This is a genomic window from uncultured Bradyrhizobium sp., assembly GCF_936943645.1.
Lineage (GTDB): Bacteria > Pseudomonadota > Alphaproteobacteria > Rhizobiales > Xanthobacteraceae > Bradyrhizobium.
Genome location: NZ_CAKZJO010000100.1, coordinates 95,751 through 113,931, shown reverse-complemented (window position 1 = coordinate 113,931; position 18,181 = coordinate 95,751). Strand labels below are relative to the sequence as shown.

The 18,181-nt window shown below is 62.8% G+C and carries 19 protein-coding genes; 7 read left to right on the top strand and 12 right to left on the bottom strand.

Annotated elements, in window-relative coordinates; genetic code table 11:
* Window positions 1-159: 159 nt before the first annotated feature.
* From Q0743_RS28860 to Q0743_RS28845, 4 genes are read right to left on the bottom strand one after another with little or no spacing between them, the layout of a single operon-like run.
* Window positions 160-1,347, bottom strand: coding sequence for a saccharopine dehydrogenase NADP-binding domain-containing protein (locus tag Q0743_RS28860; RefSeq protein WP_298244850.1), 1,188 nt, complete (start codon window positions 1,345-1,347; stop codon window positions 160-162).
* Window positions 1,348-1,352: 5 nt separating this feature from the next.
* Window positions 1,353-2,531, bottom strand: coding sequence for a saccharopine dehydrogenase NADP-binding domain-containing protein (locus tag Q0743_RS28855; RefSeq protein ID WP_298244849.1), 1,179 nt, complete (start codon window positions 2,529-2,531; stop codon window positions 1,353-1,355).
* 9 nt (window positions 2,532-2,540) lie between these two features.
* On the bottom strand, window positions 2,541-3,323 hold the full coding sequence (locus Q0743_RS28850; protein ID WP_298244848.1) for a DUF169 domain-containing protein: 783 nt from the start codon (window positions 3,321-3,323) through the stop codon (window positions 2,541-2,543).
* A 56-nt stretch (window positions 3,324-3,379) separates the two neighbouring features.
* On the bottom strand, window positions 3,380-4,096 hold the full coding sequence (locus Q0743_RS28845; protein ID WP_298244853.1) for a YdcF family protein: 717 nt from the start codon (window positions 4,094-4,096) through the stop codon (window positions 3,380-3,382).
* Window positions 4,097-4,313: 217 nt separating this feature from the next.
* On the opposite strand from Q0743_RS28845, the gene Q0743_RS28840 reads away from it, so the two are divergent.
* From Q0743_RS28840 to Q0743_RS28830, 3 genes are all read left to right on the top strand, one after another.
* On the top strand, window positions 4,314-5,255 hold the full coding sequence (locus tag Q0743_RS28840; RefSeq protein ID WP_298244847.1) for an acetamidase/formamidase family protein: 942 nt from the start codon (window positions 4,314-4,316) through the stop codon (window positions 5,253-5,255).
* 201 nt (window positions 5,256-5,456) lie between these two features.
* A complete protein-coding gene (locus tag Q0743_RS28835; RefSeq protein WP_007603456.1) occupies window positions 5,457-5,654 on the top strand; it encodes a hypothetical protein in 198 nt (65 codons plus the stop codon).
* 75 nt (window positions 5,655-5,729) lie between these two features.
* Window positions 5,730-6,206 (top strand): GcrA family cell cycle regulator, encoded by a 477-nt coding sequence (locus Q0743_RS28830; protein ID WP_298244846.1) that lies wholly within the window; start codon window positions 5,730-5,732, stop codon window positions 6,204-6,206.
* Window positions 6,207-6,496: 290 nt separating this feature from the next.
* Here Q0743_RS28830 and Q0743_RS28825 read toward each other — a convergent pair whose 3' ends face one another.
* Window positions 6,497-8,038, bottom strand: coding sequence for a porin (locus Q0743_RS28825; protein WP_298244845.1), 1,542 nt, complete (start codon window positions 8,036-8,038; stop codon window positions 6,497-6,499).
* 387 nt (window positions 8,039-8,425) lie between these two features.
* Between Q0743_RS28825 and Q0743_RS28820 the strand changes: the two genes are divergently transcribed.
* A complete protein-coding gene (locus Q0743_RS28820) occupies window positions 8,426-8,938 on the top strand; it encodes a MarR family transcriptional regulator (RefSeq protein WP_298244844.1) in 513 nt (170 codons plus the stop codon).
* An 8-nt stretch (window positions 8,939-8,946) separates the two neighbouring features.
* On the opposite strand, the gene Q0743_RS28815 is transcribed toward Q0743_RS28820, so the two are convergent.
* Both Q0743_RS28815 and Q0743_RS28810 read right to left on the bottom strand, forming a co-directional pair.
* Window positions 8,947-10,062 (bottom strand): alpha/beta hydrolase, encoded by a 1,116-nt coding sequence (locus Q0743_RS28815; RefSeq protein ID WP_298244843.1) that lies wholly within the window; start codon window positions 10,060-10,062, stop codon window positions 8,947-8,949.
* 285 nt (window positions 10,063-10,347) lie between these two features.
* Entirely contained in the window at window positions 10,348-11,319 is a 972-nt protein-coding gene (locus Q0743_RS28810) for an SDR family NAD(P)-dependent oxidoreductase (RefSeq protein WP_298244842.1), read from the bottom strand.
* A 564-nt stretch (window positions 11,320-11,883) separates the two neighbouring features.
* Here Q0743_RS28810 and Q0743_RS28805 point away from each other — a divergent pair.
* Window positions 11,884-12,123 (top strand): hypothetical protein, encoded by a 240-nt coding sequence (locus Q0743_RS28805; RefSeq protein WP_063194838.1) that lies wholly within the window; start codon window positions 11,884-11,886, stop codon window positions 12,121-12,123.
* 133 nt (window positions 12,124-12,256) lie between these two features.
* On the opposite strand, the gene Q0743_RS28800 is transcribed toward Q0743_RS28805, so the two are convergent.
* The gene (locus Q0743_RS28800) at window positions 12,257-13,177 is read right to left on the bottom strand and encodes an alpha/beta hydrolase fold domain-containing protein (protein ID WP_298244841.1); all 921 of its coding nucleotides are present in this window, start codon (window positions 13,175-13,177) and stop codon (window positions 12,257-12,259) included.
* Between Q0743_RS28800 and Q0743_RS28795 the strand changes: the two genes are divergently transcribed.
* Window positions 13,176-13,970, top strand: a complete 795-nt coding sequence (locus tag Q0743_RS28795; RefSeq protein WP_298244840.1) for a TetR/AcrR family transcriptional regulator — start codon at window positions 13,176-13,178, stop codon at window positions 13,968-13,970. The genes Q0743_RS28800 and Q0743_RS28795 overlap by 2 nt on opposite strands.
* A 113-nt stretch (window positions 13,971-14,083) precedes the next feature.
* Window positions 14,084-14,425, top strand: a complete 342-nt coding sequence (locus Q0743_RS28790) for a hypothetical protein (protein ID WP_298244839.1) — start codon at window positions 14,084-14,086, stop codon at window positions 14,423-14,425.
* A 147-nt stretch (window positions 14,426-14,572) separates the two neighbouring features.
* Here the strand turns inward: Q0743_RS28790 and Q0743_RS28785 are convergent, their stop codons facing one another.
* The 4 genes from Q0743_RS28785 to Q0743_RS28775 form a co-directional block, all read right to left on the bottom strand.
* On the bottom strand, window positions 14,573-15,649 hold the full coding sequence (locus Q0743_RS28785; RefSeq protein WP_298244838.1) for a hypothetical protein: 1,077 nt from the start codon (window positions 15,647-15,649) through the stop codon (window positions 14,573-14,575).
* A gap of 372 nt (window positions 15,650-16,021) precedes the next feature.
* Window positions 16,022-17,116, bottom strand: a complete 1,095-nt coding sequence (locus Q0743_RS28780) for a tyrosine-type recombinase/integrase (RefSeq protein ID WP_367184947.1) — start codon at window positions 17,114-17,116, stop codon at window positions 16,022-16,024.
* The gene (locus tag Q0743_RS34320; protein WP_367184945.1) at window positions 17,044-17,355 is read right to left on the bottom strand and encodes a helix-turn-helix domain-containing protein; all 312 of its coding nucleotides are present in this window, start codon (window positions 17,353-17,355) and stop codon (window positions 17,044-17,046) included. The genes Q0743_RS28780 and Q0743_RS34320 overlap by 73 nt, the downstream gene beginning before the upstream one ends.
* Window positions 17,352-17,867, bottom strand: a complete 516-nt coding sequence (locus Q0743_RS28775; protein ID WP_298244836.1) for a hypothetical protein — start codon at window positions 17,865-17,867, stop codon at window positions 17,352-17,354. Before Q0743_RS28775 ends, Q0743_RS34320 begins: the two co-directional genes overlap by 4 nt.
* Window positions 17,868-18,181: the final 314 nt, after the last annotated feature.

Below are 18,181 nucleotides of genomic sequence, written 5' to 3'. Positions count from 1 at the left end.
CCAAGGCGCTAAGTCGCTTCCATCGCACAAATCATGGCCATGCAGATACAAGGGGGAGCCTCCGCAGGGACGTTGGCAGTGAGACTCGCGGAAACTCCCCCTCACCGGCCGCGCGTTCCGCGCGTCGGCCTCTCCCCGCAAGCGGGGAGAGGCGAAGAACTACCTCTCCACCTCGAACTTCAGTCCCGCGTTATCCCGCAGCCGCTTGATCAACCTGTGCTGCATCGCCGCGCCCGGGGTCCAGAGACCGGCCGGAACGTCTGTCGCGTCGCGCAGCAGGCAGATCGCGCATTCGGAGATCATCTTCGCGGTGGATGCGTAGCCGGGATCGAGATCGCCCTTCACCGCCGCACGCACCTGACGGCCGTCGGGCGCGATCGCGACATAGAGCAGGTCGTAATGACCGCTGTCGCGCTCTGCCTTCGAGGGGCCCTCACCGGGCTTGAGCGCTTTGGGACCGGTCTTCTCGCTGTTGGCGGCCATGACCAGCTTCGCGTTGGCCTGCCCTTCCTCCCCCGCGCCCGTCAGCACCATCTCGTCGTAGACGAACTCGCGGCCATACGGGAAGCCCATCAGCATGTTGGAGCGATGGACGTTGCGCGTGTTCAACGTCGCCATCGCGAACGGGGCGGACCAGGATTGCAGGTCTTCCTCGAAGACAGGCTTGTTGCCGCGCGGCTGCTTCACACCCTCGAAGCCGGGCGTGAATGCGAAGGGGTCCTTGAGGATCGACACCAAGCTGAGATCTTGCGCGACCGCTTCAAAAGTGACCCTCGCGCTCGCCGAGGTGCCGCCGGAGAACTTCCAGCTGAGGTCCCGCACGCGCCCCTTGACGCGCGGCGCCGGTGCTCCGAACACGCGCCTGGCTTCCTCCTGCACGAAGAACGCACCGAGCTCGAACGGGATGGAATCGAAGCCGCAGGAGAACATGATGCGCGCGCCGCTCGCCTTTGCAGCCGCCTCGTGCCTGTCGATCATCTGCTTCAGCCAGATCGGCTCGCCGCAGAGATCCATGTAGTCGGTGCCGGATGCGACGCAGGCGGCCAGCAGATCGGAGCCATAAAGCTGGTAAGGACCAACGGTGGTGACGACCAGCTTGGCCTGATCGACCATCGCCCGCAGTGACGCAGGATCGGCCGCGTCCGCCACGATGAGCGGCGTATCCTCGGGAGCACCGATCGCGTCGCGAACCGAGGCGAGCTTGTCTTTGCTCCGCCCCGCCATCGCCCAAGTTGGAGACCATGTCGGCGCGCCGTCGCCGACGTAATGCGCGGCGAGGTACTCGGCCACGAGCTGGCCGGTATACCCCGTCGCGCCGTAGACGACGATGTCGAACTTCGCGGCCACGGAGCTCAGGCTTCCACCCTGAACGCCAGCCCCGCATTGTCCTGCAGCCGCTTGATCAGCTTGTGCTGCATCGCTGCGCCCGGCGTCCAGAAGCCGGCCGCAACATCAGTCGCATCGCGCAACATGCAGATCGCGCATTCGGAGATCATCTTCGAGGTCGAGCCGTAGCCGGGATCGCGATCGCCGGTGACGCCGGCGCGGACCATGCGGCCGTCGGGCGCGATCGCGACGTAGAGCAGATTGAACAGCCCGTTCTCGCGCTCTTCCTTCGACGGCCCCTCACCCGGCTTCGGCGCGCTCGGGCCGGTCTTCTCGGCGTTGGCGGCCATCACACGCTTGGCGTTGGCCTCGCCCTTCTCGCCGGGACCGGTCAGAACCATCTCGTCGTAAACGAAGTCCTGGCCGTAGGGAAAGCCCATCAGCATGTTGGAGCGATGGACGTTCCGGGTGTTGATCAGCGCCATCATGAACGGCGCGGCCCAGGAATTGAGATCCTCCTCGATCAGCGGCTTGTTACCCTTCGGCTGCTTCGGTCCGGTGAAGCCCGGCGTCAGCGCGAACGGATCGTTCAGGATCGCGATCAGGCTGATGTCCTTGGCCACGGCGTCGAAGGTCGCCTTCGCGCTCGCCGCGGTGCCGCCGGACAGCGTGCCGCGCATGTCGCGCACACGGCCCTTCACGCGCGCGGCGGGTGCGCCGAACACGCGCTTGGCCTCTTCCTGCACGAAGAACGTGCCGAGCTCGAACGGCACGGAATCGAAGCCGCAGGAGAACACGATGCGCGCCCCGCTCTCCTTCGCCGCCGCCTCGTACTTGTCGATCATCTGCCGCATCCAGATCGGCTCGCCGCAGAGATCGAAATAATCCGTGCCGGTGGCGACGCAGGCAGCCAGCAGCTCTTCGCCATAGAGTTGATACGGCCCGACCGTCGTGATGACGGACATGGTCTGCTCCGCCATCGCCTTCAGCGAGGCGGCGTCGGATGCATCGGCCACGATCAGCGGCGTACTTGCCGGCGCGCCGATGGCGTCGCGCACGGATTTCAGCTTGTCGAGGCTGCGGCCCGCCATCGCCCATTTCAGGGACTTGTCGTCCTTGTAATGCGCCGCCAGATATTCGGCGACGAGCTGGCCGGTGAAACCGGTCGCACCGTAGACGACGATGTCGAATTTCGCAGAGGTCATGACTAGCCTTTACTTCTTTGCGTAACTCACGCCCATGCCGGCACGGACGTCGCTTTGAATGCCATAGGGCGGAATCGGATAGCGCAGGCCGTTCTTGGCCAGCGCTTTCATGCCCTCGATTGCCTTGGCGAGATGCGAAGGCTTCAAGGCCATCAGCATCTCCTCGTCCGGTACGCCGCCATAGCGCCGTTCGGCATAGCATGGCAAGGACAGGCTAGGCTCCCCGGTCTTGAGCGCCCGCCCCCAGGAATCCGCGCATGCGGTCTCGCCGACGACGCCCCATTCGAACTTCTTGTAACCGGTATATTGCAGCCCGTTGATGAGGATGATCATCTGCCCGGGCGTCGCATAGACGAGGCAGATGTCGGGCGGATCGAGCCTTCCGCTCGCGAGCGGACTGACGGCGAGCGCCTGATACTGTCCGAACGGAACCACATCCAGCGCCTCCTGGCGCTTGCGCGCGTCCTCGGCGGTGCCGTGCCAGACCCCGACATAGTTTTCACCGGCAAGCCATTTGTCGTCCTGGGGGCTGAGGCCGATCACCGCGCGGCACTGCGCGCCGACGAGATCATCGGCGGTGATGCCGACGGTCCAGCCCAGCCGCGAGGCCATGCTGACGATCTGGTCGGTGGTGTGGATCGCATTCGGCCGCCGGATCTTCGGGATCGCTTCCATGTCCGCGGCGCGCGCGAACAGCTTCATGCCGATCACGTTCGTCTTCAGCCGCAGCAGGCTGTTGAGATCGGCGACGAGGCCGGCAAGATCGATGCGGTCTGCGCTCTGCTGTTGCATGGCTTCCTCCGGGAGCGGCGCGTTCCGCCGCATGTTCTTGTTTTGCAGTCTTGGTTCTAGTCCTTGGCCGGCCCTGGAAGCAACTCGCCGGTCCGGCCCATCAGACGGTAGGCGACGAGGCCAATCCACTCGCGCACCGCGACTTCGGTTCGGCCGAGCCCGTCGGCGCCCATGTTGGTGAAGGAGAACAGATCGTCACGTCCGCCCATCCGCCAGTCCACCGGATAGGCCTCGACATCGAATCCGGCTCTGCGGAAGATTCCCATCGAGCGCGGCATGTGAAAGGCCGACGTCACCAGAAGCCAGCGCTCGCCCGGCTTCGGCTTCACCAGCTGTTTCGTGAAGATCGCATTCTCCCAGGTGTTGCGCGAGCTCCGCTCCAGGATGAGGCGCTCTTTCGGAATGCCCAGATTTTCCAGGATCGGCGCGGAGTAATCAGCCTCCCTGGCATCGGTCGAGACCAGGTTCGCAGTCCCACCGGTAAAGACGATGCGCGCGTTCGGGTAGCGGCGCGCGAGCTCGGCTGGCGCGAACAGACGATCGGCGGCGTGCGCGACAACAGGCGTGCGATGCGCCGCCGACAGATCGGTGTCGACGGAGCCGCCGAGCACGATGATGCCGTCGGGCGCACCGCGCGCGGCGTCCCACGCCGGAAAGCGCGATTCCAGCGGATAGATCAGGAGATTGCCGAGCGGCGAGAACGCCGCCAGCGCCAGCAGCACCAGCGTGGTGACGGCAAGCTTGCGGCCGAGCGCGGCAAAGCGCGTCGCCATCAGCAGCAGCGAGACGATGCCGAGCTCGACCAGAAGGTTGATCGGCAAGAGCGCGGTGCCGATTGTCTTGGACAGAACGAAAAACAGGGGAGCCTCGCCGCGATGATCGTGCCAGTCTGCGCAGGGCTTGACCCGCCCTGCCATGTTCAGAAATCTTCTTGGAAGAGGATCGATCGCCGGGTCAAGCCCGGCTTGAGGAAAGCGACCGGACGCGCACATGACCCATCACCACCTGCATTCCAGCCCCAAGACCTGCCATTGGGGCTTCTTCGAAGCTGCCCTCAAGCCGGTCCTCACCATCGCGAGCGGCGACGAGGTGACCGTCGACACCATCAGCGGCGGCCCGGACATGCTGCCCGACCGCGACAAGTTTCACATTCCCCCCGAGATGTACGAGGTTCATGCCAGCAACGAGCGCATGCTGCCCGGCCATATCCTCACCGGGCCGATCGCGGTCGAAGGCGCCGAGCCCGGCGACGTGCTCGCGGTGGAGATCCGCGACGTTCAGCTCCGTCAGGATTGGGGCTGGAACATGATCAAGCCGCTGTCCGGCACCCTGCCCGACGATTTCCACGAGACGCGAATCCTCAACATCCCGCTCGATCGGGCGCGGATGACCGGCCGCATGCCGTGGGGCCTCGACCTGCCGCTAAAGCCCTTTTTCGGCGTGATGGGCGTCTCGCCGCCGCCGAGCTGGGGCCGCATCTCCTCGCTGATTCCGCGCGCGATGGGCGGCAATCTCGACAACAAGGAGCTGGGCACCGGGGCGACGCTCTATTTGCCGGTGTTCGTGCCCGGCGCGATGTTCTCCTGCGGCGACGGCCACGGCGTGCAGGGCGACGGCGAGGTCTGCGTCACCGCGATCGAGACCGCGTTGCAAGGCCGCTTCCGCCTGACCCTGCGCAAGGACCTGAAATTCGACTACCCCCGCGCCGAGACGGCGACCCACTACATGACCATGGCGATGGACCCCGACCTCGACCAGTGCGTGGTCCGCGCGCTCAGGGACATGATCGCCCTGATCGGCGAGCGGCGAAACCTGTCGCGCGAGGATGCCTACACGCTGTGCAGCCTGGCCGCTGACCTGCGGGTGACCCAGACCGTCAACGGCTCCAAGGGCATCCATTGCATGATCGAAAAGGCCATCGTGCACGGCTGATCCGGCCCCGCGCCTTCCGCCCTGTCAATGCTCCGCCGCCCCTGGCTAGGTCCTGCGGCGTGCTGAGTCGTGGCTATTTTTCCGTGCGATTCCAACGCTCTGAACGTCAAGCGCAGACTGCATTTGACTTCAGCCCCTGAACCTAAATAGAGTCTTAATCGTTACTTTTATGTACCTGCGTATGAGGCTAGCGTTCGGACCATGGCCACCGAAAAAGCCGAGACTGACCGTATTCCCGTAACCTTGGCGCTCTCGACCATCACCTACCTGGAGAAGTTGGTGAGACAGGGCACCCACGGCACCAGCGTTCCCGGCGTCGCACGGACCTTGATCGAGGAAGGCATCCGTCTCGCCATCAAGGACGGGCTTTTGTCGATCCGCGACAATGGCAGGACGTGAGCGCGCGCCGGTGCGTGAAGCGGACGGATCTCGCGAGGCGGATGGCCGACATCTGCAACCTGGGACCGTTTACAAATGCCTGTTCTCTCACCCACCTGGACCGACGAACGAATTGAACTTCTGAAGCAGCATTTCGAGGCCGGCCTCTCCTGCCGCGAGATCGCCGCCGACATCGGCGTCAGCCGCAACGCCGTGATCGGCAAGCTGTCCCGCCTCAATCTGACGCGTGGCCGGACCGTCGACGACCGCAAGGTTCAGGACAGAAGCTCAGCGCCGGCAAGGGTGCGGGCCGTGCCGCGGCTGCAATACGAGATGCTCGCCTCGATCTATGGCGAGACCGATGCCCCCGTGGTCGCAGGTCCCATCGACGAGGCCAATCGCTGCTCGCTGCTGGAGCTGGCCGAGAACCGCTGCCGCTGGCCGATCTCGACGCCGGGCGCCGAGGATTTCTGCTTCTGCGGCAATTCCGCGCCCGACGGCCAGTCCTACTGCACCGGCCACAGCCGCCTCGCCTACCGGCCGAATTCGCGCGCCCGAATGATGCGGGGCTAATCGTCTAGCGTTGGGTGTCCGCGTCGCTCCAAAACGCTGCGCCGCCCAACAACGAAAAACCTCCGGCGGGGCATCACCGGAGGTTCTTGGAGGCTTAGCATCAAGGCGGAAACCGGCGCCTATGATCAGCCAAACATACATGAGTAACTCAGGTAAGTAAACAAGTAAAAGCCGGCAGAATTGCATTGCTCTTATCTGCTGTCCGACGAAGGGCCGGCGCGAAGCCCGCCCTCTCTCGACAACGCCCCCGGCGGGTTCAAGCCGGGGGCGTCCGTCATGTCGCGATGACCTTACCAGTTGCGCTGAGCGCGGAGCAGCAGCGTGAAGCTGTCCTGATCCTTCAACTCGTAGACCGCGGCGGGTTTGGCCGAGCCGGCAACGGCCGGCGCGGCGACCGTACCAGAGTACTTCTGATCGATACGAGTCCAGTTGAAATCACCCGAGAAGGTCAGGTTCTTGACGGGAGTCCAGCGGGTGATCACGCCGACCTGCGCAATGTCAAAGTCCGGATTGCAGGTGCCAGTCAACGCCAGAGCGGTCATACCGGCACTACCGCAGATCAGCCCCTTGGCAGTCGAGCTGTAGCGGACCGCACCGTATGCACCGTACAGAGCGCTGTTCCAGTACGGGTTCCAGTTATGCGTGTATGCGCCACGCATACCGTAGGTCGTGGTCAGCTCCATGCCAGTGCCGGTCGCGTAGACCGCATCGGACACACCGGCGAAGCCGACGCTCTGATAGGCACCGGCACCTGCGCCGCTGTACATCGAGTAACTGGTATTGGCGAGGCTCTGGAAGTTGTAGCGGCTCGCACCCTCGGTGTAGACGCCCTGGATGTTGATCTGGTCACCCGCACCAGTCGGGATGTTCTTGATCGACAGGGCCAGCGCTGCGGCCCACCCCCATTTGTCCGACGCGTGCCCAGTGACTTCGGTGGCTCCGTAGTAACCGGCGTGGTTGTCGTGGGCCGCCACCGATGCCTGGAACAGGCCCCAAGCCTGATCGACGCGGACCATGCCGACGATGTCGGGAGCGCGGGTACCGCCGATCGCGTTGGACCCGTAAGCACCGCCGAGGATTCCGCCGGCCGTCGCGCCAGTTGCGTTCCAGATGTTGGTCTGGCCATAGGCAACCTGATCCTGCGCCGAGATCGCCGCCGTCACGCCCTGACCGAAGTCGGCCGTATAGGTCAGCTGGTTGACGCCGGTCACGCTGCCACCGCCACCGACGAGACCGTCGAAATTGTTGCCGGGATAGTTGGTCCAGGGCGCGTCGAACTGCGACACGGACTTACCCATTGTGAAGCCCGCGAACTGGATGAACGCGTAGTACACACCGAGTGAACCGCCGGCGATGCCGCCATCAGACGGGTTGCCGACGCCACCAAAGCCGCCCGACTGGGCGGCGCCCGAGTAGACCGTGGTGCCCGTGCCGGAGCCGGTGCCGGTGTAGCTGCCCGAGGTCCAGGTGAACACCGCATCGAAATAGGTGCGGACGACTCCGTACTCGGTTGCGGTGCGCGTGTCGATGTTCAAGTCCGCGCGGGAGCGCATGGAGTAGTCGTTGGTCAGCCGGTTGTGAGCACCGGCCACACTGCTGAACTGACCGTTGTAATGGCCGCCCGAGTTGAGCGCGACTTCAGCGCGCAGATAGCCGCCAAGCTTGACGCACGTGTCGGTGCCCGGGATGTAGTAGAAGCCGGCGCCGTACAGCGAGCAGATCCTGACGTATTCAACCGCCTTCGCTTTGACGGGCAGATCGGCTGCCTGCGCTCCACCCACGGCGATTAGACCCGCCGCTGAGCCGAGCAAAAGGCTCTTTACCAATTTCATAGTAACCTCCAAGTTTTCATCACGGCGAGGCGGGCCGTAGCGCCCCCCAGTCCCCGCCTCTCAAATCCGCCCAGCCGCTTCGCGCATCCGGACCACCCACTTGACGCGAGTGATCCGGGCGACCGCCTGCAACGGAACGGTCGAGAATTCCCCCCACCGTCGATGAAATTATGCATCCAGCCATTTGCTAAGCACAATAGCTGATCAAGTAAGCTTTCTAATTCGCTTCTCCGCTGTGTCTCCACGGCAACAACAAAGATGACGTAGTCGGCTGAGTGCGTCATATATGTCGATTTTACAACGGTGGCTTCGCACTGCTCTTGAAACAGATCAGACTTGCGTAAAGTATGGCCCCAATGGCAAGAGCCGGTTCACGGGAGTGACGCTGTGTCCGCGACGAGGAAAGAAGGAGCGCGAATGCGCTCGATCGGCAACCTGGATATCATCCGGCGTTTCACCTGGGAGATATCGTCGATCAACATGCACCTGGAGGAATTGCGGCAGTTCTGGGCGAAGACGCTCGGCATCAGCGGCCCGCAATGGCTGATTCTGATGGCCATCTCCGACCTCGACAAGGACGACGGCATCCCGGTCAACGTCGTCTCCAAGCTGCTGCACGTGGATCCGTCCTTCATCACCACGCAGTCCAAGCTGCTGGAGAAGAAGAGCCTGCTGCGCCGTCGCCCCTCGCCGACCGACGCCCGCGTGGTGCGGCTGTCGCTGACCGACAAGACGCAGAAGCACATCGCGAGCCTGAACGAGCAATACAAGACGATTCGCGAATTCGTCTTTCAGGAGTTCGACGAGAACGAGCTGACGGAGTTCACGGCAAAGCTCGCGACGCTGAAGAACCGCCTCGAGAAGGCCTGCGTCCGGATCTCGCTCGACTTCGACACCTGAGATCCTGGTCAGATACGCCGGGCAGCGGCACCGAGCCGCGATTCGAGCCAGTCGAAGATATATTCGTTGGCAAGGCTCGGATTGTCCGCATGGGACTGCGCCGCCCCGGTCTCGGCCGCGGTGAACACCTTCAGCATGACGTCGGACGCGCCGTGCCGCGAGCTCTGGACGATCTGGCGCGCCCGGTCGGCCTTGAGCCAGCCGTCCTCGCCGAGCGTGATCAGCACCGGACAGTCGGCGCTCGAGGCCATCAGCGGCGCATGCGGCACCGGCACGACACCGACGTCGCTCAGCGCGAATCGGCTGGCAAAGAACGCCCGCTCGTGCAGGTCCCAAAGACCGCCGTCGCAGACGGCGGCGGCAAGCCGCGGCTCCTGCAGCACCGCGCGTGCCACGAAGGACGAGCCCCAGCCATCGGCGATGATCCCGACCCGCGCGAAATCGACGTCGCTGCGCGCTTCCAGATGGTCCATCACGCAGGGAATCGCGCTCTCGAGATCTCCGCGCCGGAGCAGCACGTCGATGTAGTCGTCGCGCTGGTCGCCGAACAGGTCGAGCGCCAACATCGAGAAGCCCCGCTCGCGCGCATGCGGCACGAGCTTGTACAGGAACTCCTCCTTGCGGTGACCGGGCTCGCCGATGCAGATCACGGTCGGCGCCCGCACGCTTCCCGGAGGTGCCGGCAGGAAGTAGCCCTGCAACGCATGTCCGTTGAGCCAGGGGATCGTCACGACCTCGCCGGCGGGGCTGCGCGCTGAAAGATAACGGCGCGCGCATTCCTGCATCGCCAGCACGGCGACCCAGCGACGTTCGTCGGCCTGGTCGAGCGGCATCGCCGCGGCACCATAGTAGTTCATGGCGCGCAGCCAGTTGCGCTGGGCGCTCGCCATGTGGCCTTCCGCGAAAGCGGCCTCGGCGCGCTGACGGTTGGCTTGCGCCAGCCGCTTCCACTCGCGGTGCCAGGAGCGGTCGTCGCCGCGCTTGAGATGCCGCGCGATCATCAGGCATTCGGCGATGGTGGCGCCGCCCTCCTGCGCCGCAGTCAACAGCCGCGTGAATTCAGCGGAGATGTCCTCTCGCTCCGGGCAAAGGGTCCAGTCGTTGGAGAGGCATGCGGGTATCATTGGGAGCTACGCTCTATCTCGCGTTACCCCTGATTGACTAAACCATTTCAGTTCGCCGACCAAGCAGCCGTGCACTGAATGAGAGCCGCTCGAGATCACCATCGCTTGAACGATGAGCCGTGACGCATGCATGACATTCCAATTCGGCATGCAGGCCTGAACATCGGCAAGAACATTGGCAAAAACATTGGCAGGAGGTGGCACGCAAAATCAGCGGCGCACCTCTTGTCATGATGATGATCATACCTACATGAGCGCGCCGCGCGACCATGCCGGCCCGGCGGCTCAACCGAGCCGCCAGCCGACTTCCTGCGTGAAGCTTTCGTAGAAGGCGCGGTCATAGGCCTGCTCGGGCGTCGCGCGCACGCGCTCGTCGAGCCGCTTGGCGTCGTCACCGACGAGGATGCGCCAGCGCTCCGCCTTCACCCCGTCGAGGATGATCTTCGCCGCTTGCGCGGCCGTGGTCGGCGCATCCTCCAGGAAGCTGCGGGCGCGCTCGGCGAACACCGCCTGGATGTCCTCGTCCGACATCTTGTCGGCATCGGGCACGCCGGCCGCGACCATGCGCTTGCGCGTCAGCGCGACCTCGTCGGGGTTGAGGCGCTCCGATCCATCGGCGCTCTGCACCTTGCGCGAATTGGAGACGATCGAGGTGCCGATGTGGCCGGGCATCACCACCGAGCATTTGACGTGCGGCGCGTGCAGGCGCAAATCGTTGATCAGCGCTTCGGTGAATCCCTTCACGGCGAACTTGGCGGAGCTGTAGGCCGTGTGCGCCTGGCCCATGCCGATGGAGGCCCAGAAGCCGTTGACGCTGGCGGTGTTGACGATGTGCGCCTCGTCGGCGGCGACCAGCATCGGCAGGAAGGTGCGCACGCCGAGATAGACGCCGCCCCAGCAGATGTTGAAGGTGCGCTCCCACTGCTCGCGCGTGTTGGTGAACAGGCTGCCGCCGCCGCCGATGCCGGCATTGTTGAACAGCAGGTGGATCCTGTCCGTCTTCTGCTGCTCGGCGAGCTCGTCGCGAAAGCGCTTCAGGTGATCCTCGATCGCGACGTCGGCGACGTGCGTCGTGACGCGCAGGCCCTGCGGCAGCTTCTCGACCTCGCAGAGCCGCTTGGTCTCCGCCATCGCGGCTTCCGAGACGTCGCACATCGCGACGTTGCAGCCCTCGGCCACGAGCTGCCGCGCGAGCTCGCGCCCCATTCCCGTGCCGCCGCCGGTGATGACCGCGATCTTTCCTGCGAAATCCTTCATGGGACTTTCGGCCCCTCCCTTGTCGGTATGTTTCTTCGTCGCCGCGCCGCCAGCGGGCGCGCGCGCGAAATGTAGCAGCGCCGCCTCCGCAAATGAAAGAGATCGGCGATGCCAGCGTTATTTCGGCACGCGGATTATCCGGCATGCGAGGCTATCGTATGTGAGGCAGCCTCGCCCGCAACGCATCCTTCGAAACGCCCGCCGCTGGGGGCCCTCAGGATGAGGGCAGAGGATGCGGCGCCAATTTTCAACTCGCGACAACGCCACGTAGCCTCATCCTGAGGGACCGCTGAAAGCGGTCGTCTCGAAGGACGAGGCGCTTGCTCAGTCGTCGGCGGCAATCGCCGTCGGGAGGCATACTGGCCCTGCGCGGAGCCGTACTTCCCCGGTTCCCGTATTTGACCGGCTTCGGTTTAGGGGCAATTTTTTTACAATCCGAATCGTCAAATGGACTCCGGACGCTGGGTCGAGTCGGCCAGGCCAGCGTGTTGTTTGCGTGTCACAGGCTCTGGCACTCCGCTTGCATCCTCTTCGTGGTCTGCAACTACCGATGAGGTGACAGGAATGTTCGTGACCGTCGTAGCCGTGCTCTGCCGGCTTAGCGCAGCTAGCTCAGGCAGTTGCGTCGAGGAAATCGTGACCGACAGCAACATGACGCCCGAGATTTCGATGATGCAATGTGCGGTCGGCGCACAGGCACCCCTCGCGAAATGGATGGGCGAGCATCCGATCTATCACGCCAATTGGCGCCTGGATCGGTACAAATGCGTGCCCGGCCATTACGAGATCAAGGGCCACGCCTAAGGCCCCGCAAAACTACTGATACGCACTAGCGTATCCGAGGAAACGCCCCGGAGGCCGCCTCCGACGGGCCGCACCGCGCCAGTCGCAATGAGACGGCGCGCGTCCTGTGACATCGCTCACACGCCCCCTTTCATCACGCCACCGCCCGCAAGATCATCGCCCGCGCGCGCCGTCCCTCCGGCGTCGGCATCAGCGCATAATTGTGCGGCTGGTCGCGCAGCAGATGCAGCTCCACCGGTACACCCACCGCCCTCGCCCTTGCCGCGAGGTCGACGCTGTCGGGATAGAGCAGATCGCGCGTGCCCGAAAAGATCGTCATCGGCGCCAGCGCGCGGAAGGCGCCGTTGAGTGGGCTGACGAAGGGATGGCCGATATCGAGCGCGCCGGCATAGAGATGCCCGGCCTCGACGATCCCCGGAATGTCCTGGAGCGGATCGCGCCTTGCGATCTCGACCTGCTCGGGACGGCTGACCGAGGCGTCGGCGGCGGGCGAGATCAGCATCATCCGGTCCGGCTGCCGATGCCCGCGATCGCGCAGCCATTGGCACGCGGCAAGCGCGAGCCCCGCGCCGGCGGAGTTGCCGACCACCGTCACCTTCGCGGGCCCCGCGTCTTCCAGCAGCATGCGCAGGATCTCCGCTGTCGCCGGCACCACATCCTTCGCGGTGGCGCGCGGCGCCAGCGGATAGATCGGCACGACGCAGACGACGTTCGCCTTGCGCGTCATCTCGCCGACGAAGCGCCAATGCGCCGGCACGATCTCGTTGATGTAGCCACCGCCATGCAGGAACATGACGAAGTTGCAGCCTTCATGGCCCGAGGACGGCGCAGTGTAATAGACCGGCCATCCGCCCATCTTCGTCAGCGTCGCCTCGACGCCGCGGCCGAGGTTCGGCGGCTCGAACGTAACAGGCTGCAAGGCGAGCTTCTGCACATGCGCCTGCACCGCTTCGGCGGATGCGAGCTGCTGCTTGTAGGGGAGCTGTGCCAGCAGCGCGTTGAACAGCCTGCTCTGCAGGCTCGGCCCGGGCTCGCGGCTCCGCGGTGCGCACATGACAGGACAAAACTGCAAGGCCGACACAAGTCTTGCGACGCTCATGGTCCCCTCTCCGCCGGGCTTTCGCATCCATATGGCGACGAAGACGCTTGCCGGAAGGTCGCCATGGGGCAATATAATGCGAGCATTCGCTCGCTTTTCCTACTCGCATTCGGATCGCAACGCCATGGCGCGCACGCCGCCGACAAAGCCTCGGAAAAACGCCCTGCAGGCGCGATCACGCGCCACCGTCGACGCGCTGGTCGAGGCGACCGCTCGCATTCTGGTGCGCGACGGCTTCGAGAAGACCAGCACCAACCGGATCGCGGAAGTCGCCGGTGTCAGCGTCGGCTCGCTCTACCAGTACTTTCCGAGCAAGGAGGCGCTCGTTGCCGCCGTGATCGACCGTCACAACGAGGAGATCATGGGCATCGTCCGCACGGCGCTGACCGAGGTCGCTGACCTCCCCGTCGACAAGGCGGTGCGCAACCTCGTCACCGTCGCGATCGAAGCCCACCGCATCAACCCGAAACTGCATCGCGTGCTCGCCGAACAGATCCCCCGCACCGGCCAACTGAAGGACGTCGAAGCCTTCAACCGCGAGATCCAGGCCCTCGTGCGCACCTACCTCGAAAGCCGCCGCAAGGAGATGCGCAAGGTCGACCTGGATGTCGCAACTTTCATCTGCGTCAGCGCAATCGAGTCGGTGGCGCACAACACGGTGCTGAATGGGGCGGAGATGCTGTCGGAGAAGATGGTGAAGGTGCTGGTGGACGAGACGACGAGGTTGGTGGTGGGGTATTTGAGGTAGAGCAAGCAGCTTGCCCATCGACGAACATCTCTCACCAACCCGTGATGCCGTCAGTTCGAACCGGGCTCCGGCGCGTCAATACAGATTGAAAGGGCAGGCATGGAGACTTGATCATGTCATTTCGAAATTGCTCGATAGCGGCCGCCCTGTCTCTTGTCGTGATCGGAATTCCTCAACTCGCCTCAGCCTTGCCGAAACAGGGCACGGGAAAATGTCGCTGCACCTGCGTTGCGCCGAGCGGGATGGGCGGTCAGATCTGGGGCGACAACATCTATAGCGCCAGCGGTTTCTCGTGCGGCGCCTTCACCGGCAAGACCTGCACAGTCGACAATCCAAACACCGGCGGAGTTGCGACTGGCGAGATCATCGGCTGCGAAGCGGCATCGGCATCACGACGCTCAGTCATTATTTTCAATCCCATCACCGGCGGTCAGCTCGTGCCCTCGAAGCGCTGAGCCCAGTGCTTCCGAGTTGCGACAATGGTGCACTTGTTTCGGTCGAGACGGTCCCGCGAGATCGTTGGGGTGTGTTAGATTGACTAAGTGCACTGGTGCAGTCCAGCACTGTCACCGTGATTCCGGTGTCCACACAATGGGAAGACCCTATCGAGCGCACTGATCGAGCATGCCGACAAGCTTCGGCCTGCCGCCCCCAACGCTCATTCCCTCGAACCCGAGGAATATGGGTGCCTCATACGAGAATTGCACCGCCACGCCAACATTCTCTCCCTTGCGAAGAGCGGCTGTTTCCTTTTGCGACAGAGGGTATGTGACATTGAACAGCCCGTTTTGAATCCGCTTGGACTTCGGACTCAGTCGATACACCTGCCCGTCGATCAAAAGAGAATGAGCGGCCATATTCATGAGCTCTGTGTCCCTACGAAGAGCATCGAAGATAGCGATCAAGAATGCGCGGCGCTTTTCGCAGTAGAGGATGAACTTGTTGATTCCGGATTCCTCGGTTGTTCGCTGTCCCTTCAGATAAAGTTGTCCGTCCGTACTTTCGATTGTCCAGACAGGTCGGGTCCGCCCGTTATTGACGACATTCAACCGTTCCAAAGTCGCCTTGTCGATTTCCTGCATCCCGTCAGGGCTCGCGGCGGCGCTCAACGTGAAAAGATCTGGATCAACATCCATCGAGCGCATGTATTCGACTGCCAGAGCGGAGATGACCTGAGCAGTCCCTTCAACGCGATCATCGGCCCGCACCGACTTGAATTGGTGAACGCCGTATCGGGAGCTCTGTCTTAAATATCTGAATTGACCGCCCAAATAGGCGTATGCGCACGCGCTGTAGCAGCCGCCCTCATCAATATCGGAGGACTTCGAGGAGAAAGGTGATTTCCGACCGACATCGGTAGAAAAGCCATATTTCCGAAACAGGCGGCCGAGTTCTAGTCCCGCAGCCAAGCTTCCGCCGGGAGAGTTCAGATAGACAATAGACCGGTCGGGAATACGATTCTGCGTTACATATCGCTCAAACCGCTGGGGTGCGTCCGGATCGATGTCTCCGTCCAAGAAAACGAACCACCGATTGCCCGCTATCTCAATGGGTAACTCCGGCGGGAATCCCTTTACGGTCATGTTCGATTGCGCGTCCGCTGATCCCGACTGAAAAGCCAACAAGAGAGCGAGCGTGTAAATCGTTCGCCTCACCATGGCTGTCACAAGCTGCGCCATCGATTACATTTCCTGCCCCAAACGCCACAAGGTAGCGTGCGAGCACAGGCCGCCGCTACACCTTTTGGTAGAAGCAGGTTGGTAGAAGCAGGCCTCACGCACGACAAATCGATTCGGAAAATGACATCCAATCAATGACATCGCTACTGTGCATGGGGTTGTTTTCGAGCATTTTGGTTTGCCGACCATCTAAACAGCCACCGCTGCCGACCGTCGCGCACGCATCCTCGGCCAGCGCGCGCCCTACGCCCCGGCCCATCCACCCGACAGATCATTTGGAAAAAATGGTCGGAGCGAGAGGATTTGAACCTCCGACCCCTAGTCTCCCAGGCACGGGCGCTGGCTGCAGCATTTATCAAGCCTTCCAATAGGTTATCCTGCCTTGACGGCAGGTATTCGGGACCTTTTTCGGGACTTCTCCCGGTTTTCCTGCATGGCCTCGATCGCGCCCGCGATCTCGTCATCCAGGACGTGAGCATATTTGAGCGTGGTCCTAATGTTGCGATGGTTGAGCGCCTTCTGGACCAGCTTGAGGTTCCGACTGTCGCGAAGGAGTTTCGTCGCGAAGTCGTGACGCTTGTCGTGGAACCGGAAATCCTCCACCCCCGACCGCGCACGATGGCGTTTCCATTCGGTCTTGAGACCACTGTACGTGACAGGGTAGCGGGCTCCCTTGGAGAGGTGGCGACGCTTCTGGGTTCGCTTGGCCACGTAGGTGAAAACAAACTCCTCGTGGTGCCCGCGAAGCGGCCAGAGGATACTCCTGATCAGCGGCGTTATCCGGACTACGATCTTGCGGCCACCCTTTCCGGCCTTGATGATCTGTCGGGCATCCCAATCGACTTCCGACCACCTCAGCAAGCATTCGCGCAAGCGAACGCCTGAGGCATCCGCGAAATTCATGATCGGCCGGTAATCGTCCCGGCCAGCGGCATCCAGACGATCTAGCTCGTCCGCCTTCAGCTCCCTAACCCGCTCCTCCGGCTCGTCCAGCATGTGCTTCGGCCAGTCCGGTTCAGCGTCAAATTTGACGTTCCAAGCCTTCGCCCTGGTGAAGAGCTTTTTGAGCACCTCGGTGGTGCTGCGATTCACCGTTGCCGAAGCGACCAAAGGCGCCGGCGGAGCACCCTTCGGCGGCGGGTTCTTCCGGTGCACCGTCCGGCGATGTGCCCGCCGCCATGCCACCAGCTTGGTAACGTCGTCATCAGTGATCTCATTGATCAACTTGTCCGGGCCGAAATAGGAGATCAGCCTGGCAAGGTCGCGTTCGGTGGTATCCGCACCAACATGATACTGACCCTTCTCAAGCCAATACCGATCGGCAACGTCGTCGAGCCTCAAAGAGACGGCAGTCCTGCCGGCGACTTCAAGCTCTTTGCGCGCCGCGACCTTCCTCAACCGCTCGAATTTTTCTGCTTCTCGCTTGCCAGCATGGCCCGTCGAGCCGTGAAACCGATGACGTTTGATTTGGAAGTCGTAGTGGTAGAACGGCGAGCCTTTGGGGCGGTAGACGGACACGGCACGTCTCTCCTGGTCCGACGGGAAATGAACTCTTCAACGAACTCCGGGGTGTAGCGCCGGCGCTTATTCTTGCCGCCGCGACTCAAATCGACGTAGCGAATCTCACCAGCGTCCGCATAGCCATCCAAGGTTTTTACAGAGACCTTCAGCCGCTCGGCGACCTCTTTGGGAAACAGCAAAATCATGCGCGTTCCCCCTCGCCTGCGATCGCCTTCAAGCGATCGAACACGGGAGAGATCAAGTCGGAATGACTGATGAAGATAGCGGCCTCACCATCGCGAGGCTCAATGAATTCGATCTCTTCGACAGTGATCGCCGTGCACAAAGCGTGGCTGAACCAAATCGCCAGCCCCTTAGGTTCGATTTCGCCGCTGTCCACCACACGCTGAAAGACCGGAAGCGCCTGGGAAGCCGCACATACCGCAAAACGCGGCGAAATTCCGATACTCGTGAGCCTGGTCACCAGGTGAACTGCGAGAACCTCAGCGAGCGTAAAGGCAGTCCAGCCGCCAAAACGGCCTGGCTTGCTTAGCAGACCATTCCGATTTCGCCACGAGCGAAGTGTTTCAGCAGAGCAGCCGACCGCGCTGGTGACAGCAGCTGAGTAATATCTGTCGCTTTTCAAAGCCAAACATCTCGATCTCCAGACGATTTGTTGGCATCCACCCGGCGAATCAGCCGGAGCTTCCGTCTTCATTCTCCAACATCTCGATCTGCACCCGATCTGTTGGCCACACATCCGCGCTGCCCTAACGGCGGATTGGAAGGTCGGAGTTGCCCAAACTCCGCAATGAACTTCCACTCGCTTTCATGCCCTGATTTGCGAAACGACGCAAGAAAAACGATCTTCCGCGAAATTTTCAGCTGAGGAAAAGCCCGCGCAGCGCCGCCGCGACCCGGGCCGCTTCAACTCCTCCAGCCGCTACCATCCGAAGCCTCACTCCTGCGTCCGGCAGCCAAGACGCCCGGCCGCCGCGAGATGCCTACGGGCCCGTGCGACAGGGTCATTTT